General features: G+C 57.8%; 24 protein-coding genes. 11 read left to right on the top strand and 13 right to left on the bottom strand.

Going from position 1 to position 22,071, the window contains the following annotated elements; genetic code table 11:
- Window positions 1–4: 4 nt before the first annotated feature.
- Complete coding sequence (locus AC2FEB_RS17810) at window positions 5–301, top strand: HNH endonuclease (RefSeq protein ID WP_496675478.1); 297 nt, start codon at window positions 5–7, stop codon at window positions 299–301.
- Here the strand turns inward: AC2FEB_RS17810 and AC2FEB_RS17805 are convergent, their stop codons facing one another.
- Genes AC2FEB_RS17805 through AC2FEB_RS17795 form a run of 3 tightly spaced genes read right to left on the bottom strand, consistent with a single transcriptional unit; the run spans window position 302 to window position 2,384 of the window.
- Window positions 302–1,039 (bottom strand): VOC family protein, encoded by a 738-nt coding sequence (locus tag AC2FEB_RS17805; protein WP_496675475.1) that lies wholly within the window; start codon window positions 1,037–1,039, stop codon window positions 302–304.
- Window positions 1,036–1,644, bottom strand: coding sequence for an enoyl-CoA hydratase/isomerase family protein (locus AC2FEB_RS17800; protein WP_496675472.1), 609 nt, complete (start codon window positions 1,642–1,644; stop codon window positions 1,036–1,038). Before AC2FEB_RS17800 ends, AC2FEB_RS17805 begins: the two co-directional genes overlap by 4 nt.
- Window positions 1,641–2,384, bottom strand: coding sequence for an SDR family oxidoreductase (locus AC2FEB_RS17795; RefSeq protein ID WP_117872017.1), 744 nt, complete (start codon window positions 2,382–2,384; stop codon window positions 1,641–1,643). The genes AC2FEB_RS17800 and AC2FEB_RS17795 overlap by 4 nt, the downstream gene beginning before the upstream one ends.
- 140 nt (window positions 2,385–2,524) lie before the next feature.
- On the opposite strand from AC2FEB_RS17795, the gene AC2FEB_RS17790 reads away from it, so the two are divergent.
- The 5 genes from AC2FEB_RS17790 to lpxK all read left to right on the top strand — a co-directional run bounded on the left by AC2FEB_RS17790 (window position 2,525) and on the right by lpxK (window position 8,568).
- Window positions 2,525–4,039: a DUF2125 domain-containing protein gene (locus AC2FEB_RS17790; RefSeq protein WP_496675469.1), complete on the top strand. Its 1,515-nt coding sequence runs from the start codon at window positions 2,525–2,527 to the stop codon at window positions 4,037–4,039.
- Window positions 4,040–4,211: 172 nt separating this feature from the next.
- The gene (locus tag AC2FEB_RS17785; protein ID WP_496675467.1) at window positions 4,212–5,558 is read left to right on the top strand and encodes a TldD/PmbA family protein; all 1,347 of its coding nucleotides are present in this window, start codon (window positions 4,212–4,214) and stop codon (window positions 5,556–5,558) included.
- Entirely contained in the window at window positions 5,545–6,345 is an 801-nt protein-coding gene (locus tag AC2FEB_RS17780) for an inositol monophosphatase family protein (RefSeq protein WP_496675465.1), read from the top strand. The genes AC2FEB_RS17785 and AC2FEB_RS17780 overlap by 14 nt, the downstream gene beginning before the upstream one ends.
- Window positions 6,342–7,580 (top strand): 3-deoxy-D-manno-octulosonic acid transferase, encoded by a 1,239-nt coding sequence (locus AC2FEB_RS17775; protein WP_496675463.1) that lies wholly within the window; start codon window positions 6,342–6,344, stop codon window positions 7,578–7,580. The genes AC2FEB_RS17780 and AC2FEB_RS17775 overlap by 4 nt, the downstream gene beginning before the upstream one ends.
- Window positions 7,567–8,568, top strand: coding sequence for a tetraacyldisaccharide 4'-kinase (lpxK, locus tag AC2FEB_RS17770; protein WP_496675461.1), 1,002 nt, complete (start codon window positions 7,567–7,569; stop codon window positions 8,566–8,568). Before AC2FEB_RS17775 ends, lpxK begins: the two co-directional genes overlap by 14 nt.
- A gap of 39 nt (window positions 8,569–8,607) precedes the next feature.
- On the opposite strand, the gene AC2FEB_RS17765 is transcribed toward lpxK, so the two are convergent.
- Window positions 8,608–9,270, bottom strand: a complete 663-nt coding sequence (locus AC2FEB_RS17765; protein ID WP_496675459.1) for a DsbA family protein — start codon at window positions 9,268–9,270, stop codon at window positions 8,608–8,610.
- A gap of 13 nt (window positions 9,271–9,283) precedes the next feature.
- A complete protein-coding gene (locus AC2FEB_RS17760; protein WP_496675457.1) occupies window positions 9,284–9,790 on the bottom strand; it encodes a DUF721 domain-containing protein in 507 nt (168 codons plus the stop codon).
- An 81-nt stretch (window positions 9,791–9,871) separates the two neighbouring features.
- On the opposite strand from AC2FEB_RS17760, the gene mutY reads away from it, so the two are divergent.
- Both mutY and AC2FEB_RS17750 read left to right on the top strand, forming a co-directional pair.
- Entirely contained in the window at window positions 9,872–10,927 is a 1,056-nt protein-coding gene (gene mutY, locus AC2FEB_RS17755; protein ID WP_496675455.1) for an A/G-specific adenine glycosylase, read from the top strand.
- 61 nt (window positions 10,928–10,988) lie between these two features.
- Complete coding sequence (locus tag AC2FEB_RS17750) at window positions 10,989–12,125, top strand: alkane 1-monooxygenase (protein WP_496675453.1); 1,137 nt, start codon at window positions 10,989–10,991, stop codon at window positions 12,123–12,125.
- A 79-nt stretch (window positions 12,126–12,204) separates the two neighbouring features.
- On the opposite strand, the gene AC2FEB_RS17745 is transcribed toward AC2FEB_RS17750, so the two are convergent.
- From AC2FEB_RS17745 to AC2FEB_RS17730, 4 genes are all read right to left on the bottom strand, one after another.
- A complete protein-coding gene (locus AC2FEB_RS17745) occupies window positions 12,205–13,587 on the bottom strand; it encodes an adenylate/guanylate cyclase domain-containing protein (protein WP_496675451.1) in 1,383 nt (460 codons plus the stop codon).
- 140 nt (window positions 13,588–13,727) lie between these two features.
- Entirely contained in the window at window positions 13,728–14,828 is a 1,101-nt protein-coding gene (locus AC2FEB_RS17740) for a site-specific DNA-methyltransferase (RefSeq protein ID WP_496884247.1), read from the bottom strand.
- A gap of 107 nt (window positions 14,829–14,935) precedes the next feature.
- Window positions 14,936–15,553, bottom strand: a complete 618-nt coding sequence (gene rnhB, locus AC2FEB_RS17735; RefSeq protein ID WP_496675449.1) for a ribonuclease HII — start codon at window positions 15,551–15,553, stop codon at window positions 14,936–14,938.
- A gap of 109 nt (window positions 15,554–15,662) precedes the next feature.
- Window positions 15,663–16,121, bottom strand: a complete 459-nt coding sequence (locus AC2FEB_RS17730; protein WP_117871997.1) for a hypothetical protein — start codon at window positions 16,119–16,121, stop codon at window positions 15,663–15,665.
- A gap of 176 nt (window positions 16,122–16,297) precedes the next feature.
- On the opposite strand from AC2FEB_RS17730, the gene AC2FEB_RS17725 reads away from it, so the two are divergent.
- From AC2FEB_RS17725 to AC2FEB_RS17715, 3 genes are all read left to right on the top strand, one after another.
- The gene (locus tag AC2FEB_RS17725) at window positions 16,298–16,585 is read left to right on the top strand and encodes a hypothetical protein (RefSeq protein ID WP_117871995.1); all 288 of its coding nucleotides are present in this window, start codon (window positions 16,298–16,300) and stop codon (window positions 16,583–16,585) included.
- Window positions 16,557–17,258 carry a winged helix-turn-helix domain-containing protein gene (locus tag AC2FEB_RS17720; RefSeq protein ID WP_117871993.1) on the top strand — a complete coding sequence of 234 codons (702 nt, stop codon included), beginning with the start codon at window positions 16,557–16,559 and terminating at the stop codon, window positions 17,256–17,258. Before AC2FEB_RS17725 ends, AC2FEB_RS17720 begins: the two co-directional genes overlap by 29 nt.
- Window positions 17,259–17,364: 106 nt before the next feature.
- Complete coding sequence (locus AC2FEB_RS17715) at window positions 17,365–18,939, top strand: DUF427 domain-containing protein (RefSeq protein ID WP_496675446.1); 1,575 nt, start codon at window positions 17,365–17,367, stop codon at window positions 18,937–18,939.
- Window positions 18,940–19,039: 100 nt separating this feature from the next.
- On the opposite strand, the gene AC2FEB_RS17710 is transcribed toward AC2FEB_RS17715, so the two are convergent.
- From AC2FEB_RS17710 to AC2FEB_RS17695, 4 genes are all read right to left on the bottom strand, one after another.
- A complete protein-coding gene (locus AC2FEB_RS17710) occupies window positions 19,040–19,834 on the bottom strand; it encodes a DUF1217 domain-containing protein (protein WP_496675444.1) in 795 nt (264 codons plus the stop codon).
- Window positions 19,831–20,232 carry a flagellar biosynthesis repressor FlbT gene (gene flbT / locus AC2FEB_RS17705; RefSeq protein WP_496675442.1) on the bottom strand — a complete coding sequence of 134 codons (402 nt, stop codon included), beginning with the start codon at window positions 20,230–20,232 and terminating at the stop codon, window positions 19,831–19,833. Before flbT ends, AC2FEB_RS17710 begins: the two co-directional genes overlap by 4 nt.
- A complete protein-coding gene (gene flaF, locus AC2FEB_RS17700; protein ID WP_496675440.1) occupies window positions 20,232–20,606 on the bottom strand; it encodes a flagellar biosynthesis regulator FlaF in 375 nt (124 codons plus the stop codon). Before flaF ends, flbT begins: the two co-directional genes overlap by 1 nt.
- 77 nt (window positions 20,607–20,683) lie before the next feature.
- Window positions 20,684–21,895, bottom strand: a complete 1,212-nt coding sequence (locus tag AC2FEB_RS17695; RefSeq protein WP_496675438.1) for a flagellin N-terminal helical domain-containing protein — start codon at window positions 21,893–21,895, stop codon at window positions 20,684–20,686.
- Window positions 21,896–22,071: the final 176 nt, after the last annotated feature.

Genomic DNA, 22,071 nt, shown 5'->3' with positions numbered 1-22,071 from the left:
CGTCATGACGAACAGCGATCCGATCTGCCCGCTTTGCGGCCGCCCGATCCCCGACGGGGGTGGCAGCCTGCATCTTCTGATCCCAAAACTCAAAGGAGGCAAGGGCGGACCGACCGTTCTGCTGCATCAGATCTGCCACAAAGAGGTGCACGCCACCCTGACCGAAGCCGAACTGGCGCGCAGTTTCAACACGGTCGAGGCCTTGCGTGCGCATCCAAGGCTTGAGAAATTTCTGATCTGGGTTCGCAAACGCCCACCCGGGTTTCGTTCGAAAGTTCCGGGCAAGCGGCGCGGGAGGTGATCAGCCCGGCAGGATCGGGTCGCCGAAAGTATCTGTCAGTGGTTCGGACAGACCTTCGATCTCGATACCCAGAAAGTCCGGCACATGGGCGAATTGTGCGCCCGCAATATGCTGGAATTCCATCGTCGTATAGGCGCGTTTCCACAGCCATTCGCGGTTTTCAACAGCCCAAAGATCAGGATTGGGAGGGGTTTCGTCCATAAAGGCATAGAAATGCAGATCGAAGCCGTAGGGGGCGACCTCCTGCATCGACAACAACGACATGCCCTGGGCACGCCAGAACGCGTCTTCGGCGGCAATATCGCCGGTTCGAAGGGTAATCTGGCCGATCCGAGCCTGCGCAAAGGGCGCGTCGGGGTCCGCCGCATGCGGCGGTCGGTTGCCTTCGAAATCATGTTGCAGCAGTTCGATGACGAACCCTTCGGGATCCGCAAGATGGCACATGTAGCCGATGTCCAGAAACTGGTTCGGCGCGCTCACTGGAACGTCAAACCTGCGCAGATGAGCCGCGGCAAGATCGACATCCGGTACAGTGATTCCTATCTTCCAGTACCGCTGCCCCTGGTCATGGGTGTACCCTCCTCCACCCGATAGCAACAAAATGTCTGCGTCTACGCCGTCATAGCCGACACGACGGTCGGTTTCTGCTTCGCGAACGGACATGCCCAGAACGTCGCGATAAAACGTGGCCAGCCGATCCGGATCAGCGACCCGCACGCGTAGTGCAGACAGCCTCATGAGCACAACCTTGCGATTCCCGCTGCGATCTCGGGGTCGGCGTTCACGCTGTCGGCCACCAGATCGCGTGCGGCTTGCATCAGGTGATCGGGGTCGACAATCCGGTCCACCAGGCCAAATTCATACGCTTCCTGCGCGGTGATTTTCTGACCGGCCACAAGAATCAACTTGGCCCTTGCCGGTCCGACCAGAGCCGCCAGCCGCGCGGGGTCGGACGGTTGTGGCAGAAACCCCAGCTTCATCACCGGATAGAAGAACTTAGCCGACGGCACGGCAATGCGCAGATCACAGGCCAGTGCCATACCATTGGCCCCGCCGGCCAAGGTGCCGTTCAGTGCGGCGACGGTCAGACAGGGCAGCGCGGCAATGGCGCCAGACAGTCTTTCCCAGACATCCGACCTGGCCAGACCGGCGCGTGCCTCGTCCAGATCCGCCCCGGCGCTGAACACTTTGCCCGCGCCGGTCAGGATCAACGCCTTCGCGTCTTTCGCAGACTCGGCAATCTCGGCCAGTTCTGACAGCATGGCCCCCGTCAGGGCGTTTGCTTTGTCAGGGTTATTGATCGTGACAATCCAGAGGCCGTCCTCTTTGGTCGATTCGATCATATCAGCCCGGCCCGCTTGCGAATGTCATCAAGCCGCAGCGAAATTTCAGTGCCAAGGAACTCATCTGCATCATCGGAGCACATCCACAGCAGCGCCCGTGCGGGCCAATCTGCGGGGATGTGGACATCCCAGTCCAGCTGACTGACGGGATTGATGCCGCTGGCCTTGATCGAACGCTGCATTTCGGTGGCCACCGTCCCCGGTGAAAGACCCATGGCGCGAATACCATTATGGGCTTCTTCCAGATGCAGGCATTCGGTGAGCATCTTGGCCCCAGCCTTCGAGGCGCAATAATGGCTCCAGGCTTCGACCGGGTTCGACGCTGCACCGGACGAGATCGTAAGAATACTCCCCCCTCCAGCGGCCCGCATCACCGGCAACGCCGCGCGCATCCCGTAGAAAATGCCTTTCAGGTTGATGTCGATGGCCTTGCTCCACGCCGCTGTATCAGCGTTCGAAAGATGAAAGATCGGATCGATCACACCCGCATTGCCGATCAGAACATCCAGCCCACCGAACCGGTCCACGCATGTGGCCACGGCTTGCTCGACCTGCGCGAAATCGCTGACGTCACAGGCCAGTGCGATGGCCTGATTGCCCAATTCTGCGGCCAGCGCGTCAATTTGATCATGGCTGCGGGCCACCAATGCGACATTGGCACCAGCTGCGGCAAAAACGCGCCCTGCCTCGGCCCCAATTCCACGGCTGGCCCCGGTTATGAGAACAGTTTTTTCCTGCATTTGCCCCTCCTCACGCATTGCAATCTCTGTCGGCTACAGCCGTAACGCGGAAACGGGGAAAGGGTCCAGCCCTTGCCCCCTTGACGATACCGGCTGCAAACCCGACCATGCGCCACAAATTGATCAAGAAGGGTTACCTTATGTCCGTTTTCCTTCGCCGCAGTTGCGGCGCTGCTCTGGCTTATGCCGTTGCCACCCAAGGGGCGTTTGCCGACCTGTCAGCCAATGATGTCTGGTCCGACTGGCAGAGTTATTTCACCTCGATGGGTTACACCATCACAGGGGACGAAAGCACCGCAGGCGACGTTACCACAATTTCAAACATGACGCTTTCAGTGGCCTTTCCCGAAGAGGAAGGGCAGTTTCGGATGGTCATGCCAGAAATGACACTGACCGAAAATGATGACGGGACCGTTACCATTGGACTGCCGGAAAGCTTTCCCATGGAAGTCACCGGACAGGCCGAAGATGAAGATTTTGCGGCCACCGTCACCTATTCCCACAGCCAACTGAACATGGTCGTTTCAGGCACGCCAGAAGACATGACCTATGATTACACGGCTGACCAGCTGGGGGTGAAACTGGACTCGATTGAGGTCGACGGCCAGCCTTTGCCGAATGAAGTCTTTGGCATAAATGCCGAAGCAAGCGATCTGTCCGGCAGCTCGCGGATGCAGATCGGCGATAATCGCAATATCAGCCAGACCTTCAACGCAGCCACTTTAACCTATGATTTGAACTTTCAGGATCCTGAAAGCGGCGAAAACGGGCTGATCAACGGTCAACTGGATCAACTGGCATTTGAAGGCAACAACGTGATCCCCCCGGATTTTGACTTTTCGGACCCAGAAGCCTTTTACAAGGCTGGTTTCTCGTTTGACGGCACCTTCACCTATGCTTCCGGCAGCACTGATCTGAGCGGGACCAGCGAAGGTCAGGCGTTCTCGATGAACAGCACATCCGAAGGCGGGCGATTTGCAGCCAGCATCGATGCAGAGCGTATCGTCTATGACATTGACCAGAACAGCACGAAGATGGCCGTTACCACGGCGGGCTTGCCGTTCCCGATCGAGCTTTCGATGGCCAAGGCTGGCCTGAACTTCGAATTCCCCATCCAGCAATCGGACGAAGTTCAACCCTTCGGCTTTGGGCTGAACCTGACTGATTTCACCATGTCGGACATATTGTGGGGCATTTTCGATCCTGCGGGCGCACTGCCGCGTGATCCTGCGACGATTGCGTTGGATGCGACGGGTACTGCGAAAGTGCTGATGAACATATTCGATCCTGAAATCGACGTCGAATCCGACGAAGCGCCGGGAGAACTGCACTCGTTGAAGATCAACGACCTGCTGGTTTCGCTGGTTGGCGCCAAACTGACCGGTGACGGTGATTTTGCTTTCGACAACACCAATACCGAAGAGTTTGATGGCCTGCCCAGCCCAAGCGGCGTGGCGAACCTGCAACTGGTTGGAGCCAACCAGTTGATCGACACCCTGATCGGCATGGGAATCATCTCGGACGAAGACGCGCTGGGTGCCCGTATGATGATGGGTCTGATGGCTCTTCCGGGCGAAGAACCGGACACTCTGAACTCGAAGATCGAGTTCACCGAAGACGGTCAGATCCTGGCGAATGGTCAGCGTATCAAGTGACAATCAAAGGAAAGGGCCGCGCAACATGCGGCCCTTTCTCCGTCCTGCCGACCCTTGCACAAACCTCTGAAACGGCACGGGTTCACCGCGATCCTCAACATACAATCTGGTCACAGGTCTTGCGAGACGGGCAGTCCAAGGCTAGGTCCTTGGCAACCAACCCGGAGGCCTCATGACCCGCACACCAGAAGAAATCAGCCAGCACTTGCTTGACGCGGCCCGCAAGGCAGGCGCGGACGCGGCGGATGCCATCGTTCTCGACGGATCCTCTGTTTCGGTCGAAGTGCGGGGCGGGGCGCTGGAACATGCCGAACGCTCGGAAGGCACTGATTTGGGATTGCGGGTGTTTCTGCGCAAACGATCTGCCATTGTGTCCAGTTCCGACAGCCGGCCGGATACCTTGCGTGCAATGGCGGAACGAGCCGTTGCGATGGCCAAGGAAGCCCCCGAAGATCCGTTTTCCGGGCTGGCTGACAAGGACCAGCTGGTCACAGACTGGGACATAGAGTCACTGGAATTGACAGACTCTGCCCCGGCCCCGTCTGCCGAAGCCCTGATGCAGGATGCTCTGACGGCCGAGACCGCAGCGCTGGCCGTTACCGGTGTTACCCAAGTGTCAGATGCGGCTGCAAGCTATGGAACCCACCGTGTGCATCTGGCCGCCACAAACGGGTTTACCGGCGGATATGAACGCAGTAACCGGTCGATATCCTGTGTTGCGATCTCGGGCGAAGGCACCGGGATGGAACGGGACTATGACGGCGACAGCCGGACGTTCCAATCCGACTTGCGCAACGCGGATGAGATCGGTCGCACCGCAGGCGAACGCGCCGTGCAACAGGTTGGTGCGCGCAAACCTGAAACGGGTAATTTTCCCGTTCTCTTTGACGAACGAATCTCATCTTCGCTCATCGGCCACCTTCTGGCCGCCAGCAATGGTGCGGCAATTGCGCGGGGCGCATCCTGGCTCAAGGATTGTCTGGGGCAGGACGTTCTGCCCGTGCACCTGTCTCTGATCGAAGACCCGCATCGGCCACGCATCTCGGGCTCGCGCCCTTTTGATGCCGAGGGTTTGCCGACACAACGCCGGGCAATCGTGGAAAACGGCGTCCTGACCGGGTGGACGCTGGACCTGTCAAGCGGGCGAAAACTGGATATGGCGTCCACGGGTAACGCTGCACGCGGGGTCTCGGGCCCGCCTTCTCCCAGCAACTGGAACCTGAGTCTGACACAAGGCGATCACAGCCGTGCCGATCTGCTGCGCGATATGGGAACCGGGTTGTTGGTCACATCCATGATCGGATCGACGATCAACCCCAATACCGGTGACTATTCCCGGGGTGCATCCGGGTTCTGGGTCGAGAGTGGCGAGATCACGCATCCGGTCAATGAATGCACCATCGCGGGCAATCTACGGGACATGCTGCGCAGGATCATTCCGGCGAATGATGCCCGCCCGTATCTGTCGCGCGTGGTTCCGTCGCTTCTGATCGAAGGAATGACACTTGCCGGCAACTGACCTGCCCCTGCTGATCGAGGCGGCGTTGGAGGCCGGCAAGATCGCCACACGCTATTCCGGCACGCAAGCACAGCGCTGGGACAAGCCTGACGGCGCCGGGCCAGTGACCGAAGCGGATCTTGCTGTCAACGCGATGCTGGAGGAGCGGTTGTGTTCAGCGCGGCCGGGCTATGGCTGGCTCAGTGAGGAATCCGAAGACTCACCCGACCGGCTGAACCGCAGCAACACTTTCATCATCGATCCGATCGACGGCACCCGAAGCTTTGCAGAAGGCGCGCGCACCTGGGCACATTCCATAGCCGTCGCCGATGACGGCGTGGTGACGGCGGCGGTCATTTACCTGCCGCTGCGGGATTTGCTGTACACGGCGGCACAGGGTCAGGGCGCGACTCTCAATGGTGAGACGATCACGACCTCCGTTACCGCAGAGCTTTTGCAATCAGAAATTCTGGCCGCCAAGCCAAACCTTGACGCACGGCATTGGCGCAACGCGCAGGCACCAGAGTTCGAACGCGCGTACCGCCCGTCGCTTGCCTATCGCATGGCTTTGGTTGCACAGGGACGGTTCGATGGCATGCTGACCCTTCGCCCCAGTTGGGAATGGGACATTGCCGCAGGCGACCTGATCATTCAAGAGGCAGGCGGAATCTGTTCGGACCGTACGGGTCAACAGTTGATCTTCAACAATGCGCACCCCAGGCTGAACGGCGTGATCGCAGCCAGCACCGCGATTCACCAGCAACTGTCCGCATTGCTGGACCCGGCCGGGCCGGGAATCGGAACATGAGCAAACCGCGCTCGCTCAGCCTGGCCGCCTACAGGGTGTTGTCATGGGGGATGCGCAACGGGGTTGCGCCGCAATCGAAAATGCCGCGCCCCGAAGGAGAGTTGGTATGGATACAGGTTGCCACTCCGGATCGACTTCGGGCAGTGACCGACTTCTGCCGTCGGTTGCTGCAGGTCAGGGCCAATCTGAATTTCCTGCTCACAGTCCCCCCGGATGAGGATTTGTCCAACTGGCCGGATTGCAAGTTCCCTTTGATCAACTTGCCGCAGGAACAGAGTGGAGCAGCCCGCGAGTTTGTCGAATACTGGCGTCCGAACATGGGGGTGTGGGTCGGTGGCGACCTGATGCCCAACATCATCACGCGCGCTGACGAACAGGCGATCCCGCTGGTCTTGTTCGACGCTCAGTTCAGCGTCACACTGTCCCGAAACGCCCGCTGGCTGCCGGACATCACACGGGTGACCTTTGACTGTTTCCGCAAGATTCTTACGCCATCCGCCGAGACGGCGCGACAGATCCGCCGTCTCGGCATTCAATCCGGAAAAGTTGCGGAATCACCGCCTTTGCGGATCAGCCCCGACCCCCGGCCCTGGCCGGAAGACGAGCTTATTGAAACCACTCACACGCTTGCGGGGCGCCCGGTTTGGTTGGCGGCATGGGTTCAGGACAAGGAATTTATCTCGGTCCTGACAGCCCACCGTCAGGCGCTGCGGATGCTGCATCGGCTGGTTCTGGTGCTGCACGTCGCAGATGAACCAGAAGTGATGCCGTTAAGACGGCGATTGGAATCGATGGACCTGCGCTGCGTCAATTGGGATGAAGGGGATCTGATTGAAGATACCACTCAGGTGGTCCTGACATCGGACCCCGAAAATCTGGGCCTGTGGCATCGCATGGCAGCAGTGACCTTCATGGGCAGTTCGCTTGAACGCGGAGCGGGCGGTCAAGACCCGTCCGAAGCAATCGCGCTGGGGTCTGCGATCATGTTCGGACCGTATGTGCATCGACATCAGGAATTCTATTACAGCCTGCAACAAGTGAACGCTGCCAAGGAGGTTAAAACGGCGACCGAACTGGGCGACGCCGTTGTGCAGCTTCTGGCCCCGGATCATGCGGCTGACATGGCGTTGGCGGGATGGCAATTGTTAACCGAAGGCGCACCACAGGCTGACGCCCTGATCGAATTGGTGCAGGATATTCTGGATCAGCGGAGTGCGGATCATGCGGGCACCTGATTTCTGGAACACGACCCCGGACCAACCGGATCTGAGGGCGCGTCTGCTGGCGCCTTTTGGACGCCTTTATGCAGCGGCAACCGCGCGAAGGATCGCCTCGGAGACCGGTGAAAAGCCCGGTGTGCCAGTGATCTGTATCGGCAACCTCAATGCCGGTGGAACCGGGAAGACGCCCACGGTGATCTGGACTCTCGAACAACTTAGAAATGGCTGGCATGAACCACATGTCGTCACGCGGGGGCACGGAGGCTCTTTGGAGGGGCCGGTGCGGGTTGATCCGGCCAAGCACAATGCTGCCGAAGTTGGGGACGAGCCGCTGCTTCTGGCGATGTTCGCCGAAGTCTGGGTTGCCAAAGATCGGGCGGCAGGCGCCCGTGCAGCTGCCGGGGCCGGGGCCTCGGTAATTGTTCTGGATGACGGCTTTCAGAATCCCTCGGTTGCCAAGGATTTCTCGATCATTGTTGTGGATGCACAACGCGGGTTCGGAAACGGCTTGTGTCTGCCTGCCGGTCCGCTGCGGGAACCGGTCGACATCGGGTTGAAACGGGCCGACCTTGTGTTGTCTCTGGGTGATGAGGCTGCACAACAGGCTTTCACCGATCAGTGGGGCGACAAGTTGTCCGTTCCCCATGTCACTGGTGCAATCGAACCCCTGAAAACAGGCATGGACTGGACCGGAACACGCGGTCTGGCATTTGCCGGTATCGGCCATCCCGAGAAATTCTTCAAAACCCTGCGGCAGCTAGGCGTGGAGTTGGTCCGCGCCGAAGCTCTGGACGATCACCAGCCCTTGACTCAGGCCCTGATGACCCGACTGGAAAACGAGGCGCGCCAGCTAGGTGCTCAGATGATCACAACTGAGAAAGATGCCGTACGCCTGCCTCCGGCCTTTCGGAGCAAAGTTATCACTCTGCCCGTTCGATTGCATATTGGCCAAGCTGACGAGGTCAGGGAAATGCTGCTGAACGCAGCACCTTCACCAAAATAGGCCCGGTCGGCCCAGACAGGGCCAACCGGAAAAGGGTGGTTAGCCACCCAATTCGTCTTCGATCAGCTTTTTGAAGTCAGCGTAGGACTGGTTGTCGACTTTCTTGCCGTTCACAAGGAACGACGGAGTCGCCTGGATGCCATCACGTTCGGCGTTTTCCTGATACCACGCAGCCAATGTCCGCGCCTTGGTGCCATCTTGCAGGCAAGCCTCAAGCTGGTCGCCATCGATACCGGCCAGACGACCGATCTTGCGCAGCTCGTCCACGATCTCGGCCGGACCACCAGCACGTGACCATTCGGCTTGCCCTTCGTAGATCAGGTCTGTGATACCGAAGAACTTCTCGGGGCCGGCGCAGCGGGCCACCATCGATGCCCAAAGGCCGTAGCGGTCAAAATAGACTTCACGGTAGGTAAATTTGACCTTGCCGGTGTCGATGAAGTCTTTCTTGAGTTGTTTATAGGCGCCAGTGTGGAAATTTGCGCAATGCGGGCAGGTATAGGATGCATATTCGATGATTTCGACAGGCGCATCCTCAGCGCCCTGGACCATATCGACGATCGTCGAAGTATCCAGGTCTGCCTCCTGCGCTTCGGCAGCACTGACCAGCGGAAGGGTGACGTTGGTGTTCGACTGTGTCAGCCAATAGCCGCCAGCGGCTACGGCGACAGCCGCACAGATTACGGTTGCAATACGGCTCATTCTCAGCCCTTTCTTAGCGTTTCTGTTTGGATAAAACGTTGCGCCCGAGACGTTCAAGGGCCGCGCGCAAATCTTCATCATTTACATTGCGTGACACTTTGTCAGCCTCGGCGGCAATGTCAGGCGCAATCTTGGGTTTAGCCTGCTTCGGCTTGTGGTCGAAACTGGCCTGCCCCTCGGCAAATCCGGTCGGAGCGGTCTGGGTAATGCGGACGCGGCTGATGGCGTTATAGCCATAGACCGCATTCACCTTGCCGCGAAGCTGTTCCTTCTGCATTTCCAGCATCGGAGCCTGTGGCCCGGTCGTCAGAACGGTCAGGGTCGCACCAAAACCGCCCTTGCTATAACCCACTTTGACTGGGCGTGCGATGGCGGCGATTTCCTGGCCGACGATCTCGGCCCAATGGGTCAAAAGCCGAGAGACGGCGAAACCCCGGCTTTCCCCGGCGCGCCTGATCTGATCGTTCAGCAAGGACGCGGTGCGTTTGAACCCACGGGTCGAAGAACGTCTGCGTTGCATCTGGTTTCCAGCTCCTACACCTCTATTGTACTGAGCAGGGCACCGGGTGCCAGAGAAACCCGACAGGGAGATGGATAAAACTTGCGTGACTCTGCTGAATTGACCGTCAGTGATGCGTTGCTGGAGTGGTACGACCGCCACGCCCGCGAAATGCCATGGCGCACGGGTCCGGCGGATCGCGCCGCCGGCATTCGTCCGGACCCGTATCGGGTCTGGTTGTCCGAAGTGATGCTACAGCAAACAACAGTTGCGGCGGTGCGTGACTATTTCCTGCGTTTCACCACCCTTTGGCCCACGGTTCAGGCCCTGGCCGCCGCACCGGACGAACAGATCATGGGAGAATGGGCCGGGCTTGGCTACTACGCTCGCGCCCGCAATCTGTTGAAATGCGCGCGTGCTGTCACGCAGGATCACGATGGCCGGTTTCCCGACAACTTTGAAGCCCTGCTGGAACTACCCGGTATTGGCCCCTATACAGCGGCTGCGATCTCGGCCATTGCATTCGATCAGCCCGAAACCGTGCTGGACGGGAACGTCGAACGGGTCATGGCCCGGTTCTATGACATTCACGACCCGTTGCCCGGCTCCAAACCCGTGCTGAAAGAAAAAGCGTCGGCTCTGACTCCGACCTCACGCCCTGGCGATTACGCGCAGGCGGTCATGGACTTGGGGGCCACCATCTGCACGCCGAAGTCACCGGCTTGCGGCATCTGCCCCCTGCGTGAACCCTGCCAGAGTCGCGTCGCAGGAACCCAAGCCGACCTGCCAAGAAAAACACCCAAAAAACCCAAGCCGACCCGCTATGGGCACGTGTATGTCGCGCGTATGGCAGACGGTGCCATGGTGCTGGAACGCCGGCCTGACAAAGGTCTGCTGGGCGGAATGCTGGGTTGGCCCGGATCAGAATGGAACGATGACCCCACCGAACGTGCCCCGTTCCCTTCGACATGGAAAATCTTGCCGGGCGAAGTGCGCCACACGTTTACACATTTCCACCTGATTCTGCGGATCTGGAACACGGATGCCGTCCATCGGGACGTACCCAAACATCTGACCGTGGTAGACAAGCACAGCTTCAGACCCAGCGACCTGCCAACAGTAATGCGAAAGGTCTTTGATCTGTGGAGAGGACAATAAGTCCGCTGTGCAAGTCTTCAGGTCATGGCTAGGGTATGCTCATAAAGTCGGAGCAGAAAAGATGATCGCAACAGGCACATTGTCCCGCTGGCAATCTGCATCTCCTTTCTGGGTGTCGCTGCTGTTGGTTCCGCTGGTCTGGTTTTCAGCTGCTACCGGTGGATGGTCACTGCTGCTGGTTCCTGCCGCAACCTGGTGGGTCTTTGCAGTGATGGACCGGATCACCGGGCTCAACACTCAAAACGCCGACCCCGAGGCACCTGACACGGCGCTGCAATGGTACATTTTGCTGACAAAACTCTGGGTCCCGATCCAGTTCATCACCCTTTTTGGTCTGATCTGGTACGCAACCCACAACACCCATCTGTCAACGCTTGAGAAAATCGGCCTCTTCTTTGGCATGGGCGTCATTTCGGGCACGATTGGGATTAATTACAGCCACGAGTTGATGCACCAGAAAAGCCGCTTGGAACGCTGGCTGGGTGACATCCTTCTTGCCATGGTGCTGTATTCTCATTTTCGGTCCGAGCACCTGTTGGTCCATCACCGCCATGTCGGCACCCCGCGCGATCCGGTAACGGCGCGCTACAACGAAGGGTTTCATCGCTTCTATCCCCGCGTTCTGTGGCAATGCTGGGTTTCGGCCTTCAGCGCCGAGCGCGACAAGCTAGCCCGCGTCGACAGACCGTGGACAGATCGATCAAACCCGTTCTGGCGGTACTGGGCGCTGCAGGGTGGGATGCTGGTACTGGCCGGCCTGATCGGAGGATGGTCCGGCGTGGCGCTGTTTCTGCTACAGGCTGGTGTCGCGATCTGGCAGCTCGAGCTGGTCAACTACGTGGAACATTACGGCCTGACCCGAAAACACCTGGGCGACGGACGGTACGAGCATGTCCTGCCACGCCATTCGTGGAATGCCTCGCAGAAAGCGTCGAACTGGTTGCTGATCAACCTTCAGCGCCATTCGGACCACCATTACAAACCCAACCGCCGGTTTCCGCTGCTGCAACATCACGCGTCGGACACAGCCCCGCAATTACCTTATGGCTATCCCGTCATGACCGTGGCCGCGATGATCCCTCCGCTGTGGCGGCGAGTCATGAACCCGCGCGTTCGCGCGTGGCGACGCCACTATTATCCCGAGATCACCGACTGGCACCCCTACAACAAATCTCTGAACCCCATGCCCAAAGCGTGACCGCAGCGCGCACAGGCGCGCTGCTTGGCCCAACTGTCTGCACTGCATCCTCGATGCGGTTCTGACGGGCGGGAGGACCTCAGCTTTTCATCACCCAGACATCCATAGGTGCCTCTACCCCTCGAACGGATTGGTCGCGATAGGCGACAAAACCGGCCATGGCCTCCGACATCGACGGGTTTTCTTCCGCAACTCGCAGGCGCAAGGCATCACTGACAATGACACGCGCCTTGAAATCTCGCGTCAGCGCTTCAAGCTTGGCAGCCACATTGACCGCATCGCCAATCACCGCGAATTCCAACCGGTTGGCACCGATGTCCCCAAGTACGACCGAGCCGTAATGCACCCCAACGCCGACATGGATTTCGGGCTCTCCGGCCCTGCGGCGTTCCAGATTCCAACGGTCGATTCCACCCATCATCGCACGGGCGCATTCCAGGGCATTGCTCGCGTCCAGCGGCGTTGGCACCGGCGTGCCAAAGGTCGCCATCAAACCGTCGCCCAGGTATTTGTCCAATGTCCCATGGTGCCGGAATACCTCGGTTTCCATACGGGCATGAAACCCGCGCAGCACCTCGATCACCTCATAGGGATCCCGTCCGGCGGCGTATTTGGTGAACCCGACAATATCGATGAACAGAACGGCCACATCCGCTTTACGGACTTGTTTCAGCGGTTCATCGTTCTGACTGAGCTCATCTACCACATTGGGCGAGAAATACCGTGACAGATTGGCCCGTTCCCTTTCCAGCCCCGCGTTGTTCATCAACAATTGATTGAGTCGCCGCATCGAGATGCCCAGCGTTACTGCAACCATCATGAACACGATAACCTGCTGAATACGTTGAGGGATCATGAAATTGTTGGGATCCAACAGCTCGGCGACATCCGGGTAGCCCTGCAAGGCCTCTGCAACCTTTTCGCTGATCTCCGGAATAGGCGTGGCCACCCACCAGGCGACGATCCACCCGATCGTCCACATCATTGCCGTCCACGAACCGATGGCAATCACCGTACGCCAGGAATAAGCCAAGGTTCCAGCCGCCAGAATGACGAAAAAATACTGAAAGTTGTCAAACCGATATTGCATGGCCAGCGGCCGGACATCATCGCTGAACGGGTTGGGTACGATCATCCCAAGGGTCATGATCAACAGATCAACAAAGATCAAAAGAAGCTCGACCCGGGATTGCCCCACCCGGCCCGCGCTACGGATCAGCCATCCATTGGCACAGATCAGCAGCAGGATGAAATGATACCACAGCACATCCCATTGCGGGTTCAGAAAAATAAGCAGAGCCCCGGTCAGGGCCATGGCCACCCAGCGCGCGCGTACAGCCAGTTCAAGCCCTTCGCGCTTGTGCCGCTCTAACGCGGCCTCCGTGTACTTATTGTCCAGATCGAACGTGTCAGGTTCCGTGAAAAACAGACTGCGGCGGGGCTGCGCGGTTGTCTCGGTCATGGCCGTGATCTTTCTTGCAGTGTCAGGGTTGTCTTCATGCAATCACTGTTGATCCAAAAACAAAAGACCCCGCCGTAGGATCGGCGGGGCAAGGCGTAGTGCCTTGTGTCAGGCCACAGGCACCGGCGGTGTTCTTGAAATCAGTTCATCTCGGCCCGGATCTGCTGACGCAGGACATCGATCGGAACCGTTTTGCCGTCGCGCTTGAAGCACCAATAGGTCCAGCCATTGCAGGACGGCGCATTTTCCAGATGAGCGCCTACCTGATGAATCGAGCCTTTGACGTTGTCGCCGACCAGCGTGCCATCGGCGCGAACCTTGGCCTTGTGGCGCTGGTTCATGGAATACAGCTCTTCGCCAGGGCGCAGCATGCCGCGCTCGACCAGCTGCCCGAACGGAACACGCGGCTCGGCACGTTTGCTCGCACTTACTTCCAGAGCCTCACGGTCGAACTTACGCACCTTGGCGATGCGTTTCTCGGCCACCTTGAGATAGCTTTCCTCGCGCTCGATGCCAATGAATTCACGGCCCAGCATCTTGGCAACCGCACCAGTGGTGCCGGTGCCGAAGAACGGGTCCAGCACCACGTCGCCGGGATTGGTCGACCCGATCAGTACGCGATGAAGCAAAGATTCCGGCTTTTGCGTCGGATGCGCCTTGTCGCCATTTTCATCCTTCAGACGTTCATGCCCGGTGCAGATCGGCAGCACCCAGTCGCTGCGCATCTGAACGCCTTCGTTCAGGGCCTTCAGCGCCTCATAGTTGAAAGTGTATTTGGCCCCTTCACGTTTGGACGCCCAGATCATCGTCTCATGCGCGTTGGTGAAACGCTTACCGCGGAAGTTGGGCATCGGATTTGATTTGCGCCAGACAACGTCATTCAGAATCCAGTACCCTGCGTCTTGCAACGCCGAACCTACACGGAAAATGTTGTGGTAAGAGCCAATCACCCAGATCGCGCCGTTTGGTTTGAGCAGACGGTGCGCCGCCTTCAACCACGCGCGGGTGAATTCGTCATACGCGCCGAAGCTGGAAAACTGATCCCAGTGATCGTCGACCGCATCCACCTGGCTGTTATCCGGGCGATGCAGTTGGCCTTTCAACTGCAAATTATAGGGCGGATCCGCAAAGATCAGGTCAACGGACGCCTCGGGAAGACTGTTCATCACGTCGATGCAGTCCCCAGATAGAATCGTGTTTAAAGGGGGCGCTTTCGCGCCCTTTTTGGTGGTTGTCGTCATATCACTGCCTCAAGTGTCCACGGCGCTTTTGCGCTCATTTGGTTGAGACTAGGATGAGTCAAAGACGATTCGCCGTCAATTTCTTTTTTGAATCAGCGACTTACGATTTACTCTTGATACAAGATGTTGTGCACCGGCTTGAACGAACGTCTATGGTGTGGGGTCACGCCAAGATTTTGCAACGCTTCCTTGTGTTGTTTTGACGGATAACCGGCATTGGTTTCCCATCCATATCCCGGGTGCTGTTGCGCCAAATCCACCATCACCTGATCGCGCCAGTTTTTCGCAAGGATCGAGGCGGCTGCAATCGACACCGACCGTGCATCCCCCTTCACGACTGCCTGCGACGGAATCTTCAGGCCGCACGGAATCATGTTTCCGTCAATCAGCAGGAAATCAGGTGCCGGCGACAGCGTCTCAACCGCACGTACCATCGCCAGATGCGATGCCCTCAGGATGTTGATCTCGTCAATCTCGGCGACCGAGGCTTCGGCCACCGCGAACTCAGCGCTGTGTCGAATTTCTGCATCCAGCGCGGCCCGACGTCTGGCCGTCAGCTTTTTGGAATCATTCAACCCTTCGGGGATGGCCTGTGGGTTCAGGATCACGGCCGCGGCGACAACTGGTCCCGCCAAAGGGCCGCGCCCGACCTCATCCACACCCGCGATGCGAAAATGGCCCCGGTCCAGCAGCGCCTGCTCAAGTTCGAAATCTGGTTTTGTCATACCCTTGGAAAACCGCGTTTCGCACAGCGCCGCAAGAAAAAAGAGAGGGCAGCCCACACCGCCCTCTCTCACACGGCGCTTCTTTGGCACCGCTCCTGCTCAACCGATGTTACTGATAAACGACACGGTATCCTTTCTGACGCAGGCACGCGGGTTCATACGCCCGCTTGACCTTTTGGCCGTTCCAGAAACCGACCTTGCACTCTTGCGGCAGGCTATTGGCATGTTTGTAGTGCTTCTTGAGACATTTCGGCCCAAGTAACGGATGATCCTGTGAGTACCCGTTGAATGTACGAAGGCAACGCTGGGGCAGATCGTATCGCGCCACGCGCGGCGGCAGCGGGCGCACGGGCTGCGGCGTGTACGGTGCAGGGGTATAGGTCTGGTGGCGAGCCGCCCGATCCTTTTTCTTTTCCTTGTTATAGTAGTGAACCCCGGCACCGATAATCGCGATGGCAGCCAGCCCGCCAAGAATGTCCTTTGCATCAGCAGCCCGTGCCTGAGAAGCAGAAACCCCGGTTATTGCAACTGCGGTCACAACGATGAAAGTGATGAATTTCTTGTGCATGATGCGTGTCCTTCATAGTGTTTGGGCGACCGTGTGACGGAGCGCGTCCTGATTGCCCTGACACTGGGGGCGGTCGGCTCAGACAAGCAATAACCGCCCGGTGTTATCGGATATCAGAGGCCGCAAACCCCTTGGGTTATTGAATATCGCAGTAACTCATGCGCAGGATGCGGCCTATGAAACAGATACTCTCTTCTCTGACCTTTACGGTCCTGATATCGCTTGGCTCCACCGCGTCTGCCGCGGATTGCTACGCGGATTACAAGGCTAAGAAAGACAATCCACTGCGTCTGCATTACGGAGTCATTCAGGTCTCGAACTGCGATAAGGGCCAGGCCCGTGCAGAAATCGCCCAGCGCCTGCGCGCGTCAGGCTGGACCTTGCTTGAAGTGCAGTCCGTTTTCGGGCCGGAAGGGTTGGATCAGAGGAAGGGCAATGCCGGACAATTCTATCTCCGTTTCTGATGCGCGTCGGTCTGGTGTCAGGCTGGTTGTGCTGGGCATCGCGGCTATTGTCGCCATTCTGATCACCGCCGCGGTTTTCCTGTTCTGGACCCTGCCCGACGCCAACGCATTCAACGCGCGGGTCGAGCGATTATTCGTCGAGGCCGATCTGACCTCGCAAACTGAAATCCGGTTGCTTGAAATTCTGGCCCAGTCTGGCACCGCCTTCGCGGACACCCTGTCCAGTTATCGGATGGTGATCTTCGTGTTGCTGGTTTTCGCCAGTGCGATGATGGTCTCGGCATTGGTCTTTCTGGTAATGCTGGTTCTGCTGAACCGGCGCATGGCGCAAATCGAACGCACCGGCATTCAAGTGACATCCCTGCTGATCAGCCGCGAAGAAAATACTGTCTACCTAAACAACATGGATTTCAAACTCACACCTGCCGCCATGGAAACCCTGTCGGTTCTGGCTGAATCCCGGCTGGATGACGAGGTATTGTCCGGTGCCCAGATCGAAGCCATGATTTCCGGCCGCAATGCAGCCGATTGCGACGAAGCTGCGGGCGCGACGCGGATCAAACGGTTGCGGGATGCGCTTGGCAACCAGATGGTCAGTGAGCTTCTGGTCAAGAACATCGCCAAAAAAGGCTATATGCTGTCCATCGAAAAAGACGTCATACAGATGGTCTGAGCCTTGCTGTGTGACCGTATGAGTTGGCACTTTTCCCTTCGCCGCCTCTTGGAATGTGCGATGCAAAGCCCCATTCTAGAACAACCCCAGGCAAGGGAGGTCGCATGTGAACGTCCACGCCGCACCAAAGATCAATGGGTATGGAATATCGGTTGAATCGCTGAATGGCAGAATTGCCATTTACCGAAACGATGTGCTTTTGGCTGAAAGTACAAATGCCAAGGTGATGTATGAAACGCGCCTGCCTCCCACGATCTATGTTCCCCGCGCGGATGTCTGTGTTGATCTGAGCGAAGAAACAGACCTGCAAACATTCTGCCCGTTCAAAGGCACTGCCACTTACCACGACATCAATCTGGGTTCGGAAAATCTGGCCAATTCTGTCTGGGCCTATGAAGAAGCCCTGCCCGAAAGCGTGGCCATACAAGGCTGCATAGGGTTTGTGCCCGGCGCCTATACGAAAATCGATTTGGGCGAAAACCACCTTCGCGAACCCGATGACGGTAGTATCAGCGGGCCGCTGATCGATTGGCTGATGCGTGGTGCTTCGACCGCGATAACACCCGAGAGCTTTACCAAAGCGTTGGCTGAGAAGATGCTGGAGCATGGCATCGCGATACAACGGCTGAGCATTCTGGCCTGGTCTCTGCACCCGCTTATCGCGGGAAAGCACTATATCTGGGAAAAAGATGAAGACGAGATTCTGACCCGGGCCCCGACATACGAAATCTATGATCACCCGGCGTTCATCAACAGCCCTTTGCGACATGTCTCGAACGGTCTGGGTGGCGTGCGGCAAAGGTTGAACGATGAGAACCCGCATAACAGCTTCCCGATCATGGAGGATTTGCGGGCCAAGGGCGCGACGGATTACGTGGCCATGCCCTTGCCGTTTTCCGACGGGCGCACCAATGTTCTGACGCTGACCTGCGATCACCCGGACGGGTTCACTACCGAAAATCTGGGCCTTGTATTTGAATGTTCCTCTGTCATTGCCCGTTTCTACGAAGTGTTCATGCAGCGCGAAAACGCGCAGGTCCTGCTGGAAACCTATGTCGGCAAACGCACCGGCGCGCGTGTGCTGGGCGGCGAAATCAGGCGGGGTGACGGGGATGAGATCGACGCCGCAATCATGTTCTGTGATCTGCGCAATTCAACAAGCCTGGAAGAGAAGCTGGGCCGGGGCGAGTATATCAATCTCCTGAACGAGTTCTTTGAAACAGTCTCGGGTATTGTTCACGACAATAACGGAGAAGTTCTGAAATTCATCGGCGACGCTGTGCTGGCCGTTTTCCCGGCAACGGACGAGAATGCCAGTGCAGCCCGCACCAATGCCCAGCGCTCGGCGATCAAAATCGTAGAAACTTTGGGTGAGCTGCGCAAAGAAGGCACAGACGTGCATTGCGACTGTTCAATCGGCGTCGCTTATGGGCGTGTCACCTACGGCAATGTGGGGTCTCGTGAACGCCTTGACTTCACAGTTATCGGTCAGGCCGCGAACATCGCAGCGCGTTTGGGAGAATTCGGCAAGACGCAAGGGCACCGCATTGTCGTTTCCGAAGACATCGAACCGGCCTGTTCCAACGCCGTGCCGCTGGGCGACATCAATCTGCACAATGTGTCCCAACCCGTCAGATCTTATGCTTTACGAACAGCAGCCGATGAGATTCTGAACGGTTGAAGCCTTCCGTTTGCAGTGCTTAAGAAAAGCAGGTTTTTCGATTGACGTGATGCCGTCGCGACTAAGCACCATCAACGAAGTCGATCCGAGAACGTCCGATTCAAACAGCTCCCAGCAAGATCAATGCCGTCTGCGCTGGCGAGATCGTATTCTGAAGCTGGGCAATCTGGCTTCTGGCCAAATAAGTGTCGGTCAGTTTCTCAATGGAGTCTGGATTCGAAAACTGTGCCAGATCCTCCGAGCCAGTCAGTTTGAGCAACCTGTCCTTAAACTCGACCAGCTGCTTGTCAATGTCCAGCTGCGCAAAAGACGACGGCAAACCAAGTGCGGTTTCCATCATGCTGCGTAAGGGTGGCAGCCCCATCAGATCGAACCACTTTGTATCTGCGCTGGAGGCGCTTTTGGCGAGATCCGAAAGCTCCCGTTGTGCATAGAGCGAAATACGCATCGTCTCATCTGACGCGCCAACAGCAATTTCAAACCGGGCGGTCAAATTGGCCTGAGCGATTTGGTCCATGTTTGAAGCCAGCGCCGTTTTGCGGACAGCGCCGGGACCAAATCCAAAGGCATCCGAAAACTCCCGGTATCGTTTGTCTGCCAATCGATTGGACAACGCGTCATCCGCCTGAGTACCATCCTCAAGGATTTTCTGTATGAAAAACCGGTTTTCCACATCTCCTTCCAGCCCAAACGCACCCAAAGCGACCTGCAACAACCTGCGATCCGACACCAGCTCTTTGGCGGATTGAATTTCTCCGATGTTGTCCAGAAAGTACTTGGTCTCTCTCTCATTCACCGCTGAAGACGAAAAACTCTGGAACTGGCCCTCATAGGTACGTTGCAAGAACCGCCAGCCCACGATCCCGCCGCTTGGGATGACTGGTTGAGATGTCATTGCTGATAAGCCATCAGCCGCTCTTCCCGTGGCAGAAGCGAGCGAAGGGATTTGAGGCATTTGTAATAATGCTCCGCGACCAGGGCATCAGTGGCTTCGGCCAATACCCGTCGGCTATCAGCGTCCGTAAAAACCTGGCTCAGCTCTTCCACGCGCCGCAACATTTGCTGACGCGCTTGCCCCGGCTCCATGTCGCCGGACAATACAAGCTGAGCAGCATAGCAGACGCGGCGCACTGGCGTGTTCACTTCGTCAGGATGAATCGCGTCCCGCAGTCGCAGTACATTGGCCTGCGGCGTCATGATCGAAAAACGGCCGCGACGATCCCCGTTCTCGATCACAACTCCGTTGATCAGAACCCTTTCTTTCGGGGCAAGCTTCAGGACCAGACCGCTCATCAAGTTGCCCTCATCTGGCGCAATCCGCGCAGTACGGCTGTGTTGATTTCCACTAACGGTTCAACGGTTGCGCCGTCTCCCAAAACTCGGCTGCTGTGTTGCTCGGTGAATTCAGCAAGGTAGAAGATTCTGGCTCTCAGGTCGTTGGGCAGCGCATTATTGGAAGCGGCGACACCAGTTGCCAGCACCCCCCATAGCCGCCGGTTTTCGTGTACGGCCTGAACAAATGCCGAAAAGTCCGTTGCCTTTTGTGCAGTTGCCGCCTTCAGGCGCCGTGTGATCCTGGAAATCGCTTCGTATTCCGAATCGCGAGGCGTCCGCGTTGGCGCGGCGGTTTGCGCGTAGGTTTGATGGGCTAAGGCTTGTGGTGTCACTTGAAATCCTTCCAAAGAGCCGTCTTCAGGCAGTCATTGATGGGGCGCGAAAACCGCGCCCCAACCGGTTTCGCGATTTAGCGGAACAGCGACAGTATCGATTGCGGCGCCTGATTGGCGATCGAAAGCGATTGTGTTGCCAGCTGTTGCTGAACCTGAAGTGCCTGAAGCCGCGCGGACGTCTCTTCCATGTCCGCATCGACCAGCGAGCCAATACCTGACTTGAACGAGTCGGACAGGTTCGAGATGAACTCTTTCTGAGTTTCTATCCGGCTTTGGGAAGAACCGAAAGCAGCTGATGCGTCGATCGAAGTATCGATCAGCGACTCAACGGCAGCCAGGGCAGCGGTCGCACCCGCGCCGGTCGAGACATCAATACCGGCCAGCGCGCCCAGACCACCTGCACCGGCATTCACGAATTGAGCAGAGAACGAAATGTCAGAGCCCGTACTGTTGGTGACAGACAAGGTTCCGGCGGTGCCTGAGTCATAGTCTACGGTCAGACCGGTAATCCCAAGCTCTTCAATCTTCGATTTCAATCCAACGGCAACCAGATCACCGGTTGTTGTCGCAGCAGCGTCTTCGGCAGACACGGTATAGGATACAACCTGATCGTTAATCGCGACGACGACCTTGTCGCCGGCAGCAAAGGCACCGCTGGATTCGTCGGTGACGAGCGCCGTTGCAGCGGTCGCGCCGTTGTCGATGGTTGCGCCAACGCGATCGTTGCCTGTCGATGCGCCGGTCGAACCGTCAAAGACCTGCTTGGTGACATAACCGCCGGTTGACAGGTTCTGCCCTGCAACGGTGATCGACGATGCGGTCACGGCCCCGGTATTGTCACGATCCAACGACGCCAGAACCGATGCGGAACCGGCAGAGCCGTCAACCAGGTTCAGGCCATTGAACTGCGCTGCGCCGACAACGGACGCGATCTGATCTTTCAGAGCAGTCACGTCATCATTGATTTTGCCTCGATCAACGTTGTCTTCCTGCGCGGCGACGATCTTGCCTTTCATCTGTGTCAGCAGATCAGTGACGGTTTCCGCGGCATTTCGGGCAACGGCGACGGTCGATTCGCCAAGCGCCAGGCTGTCCTTGATGGCATTGAAACCTTTGACGTCCGACTCCATCACTTTGGAAATCGCCCATACTGCCGAGTTGTCCTTGGCCGTTGCGACATCCTTGCCGGTCGAGATTGCGTTCTGGGTCATCGCCAGGTTTTTATTGACCGACTTGAGAGTTTGCAGCGCAACCATCGCGCCATTGTTTGTCAGAATGCTGGACATAGCTTTCATCCTTTTCCGTTCGGGCCATTTTGCCCATTTTCACCCCGCACTATTTGCAGGCATTGGTGTCTTTCTGACCTGTGCGACGCGCCGCGTGGCCGTTCGCGCCACCTGCTGATTTCAGGTGCAGCACCACTTTTGAACCCGATCCCCTAACGGAGTGCTAAAACGCGCAA

The sequence above is a fragment of the Ruegeria sp. YTSC106 genome, assembly GCF_059609765.1.
The sequence above is the reverse complement of the archived record's forward strand: the minus strand, read 5'-3'. Positions and strand labels throughout refer to the sequence as shown.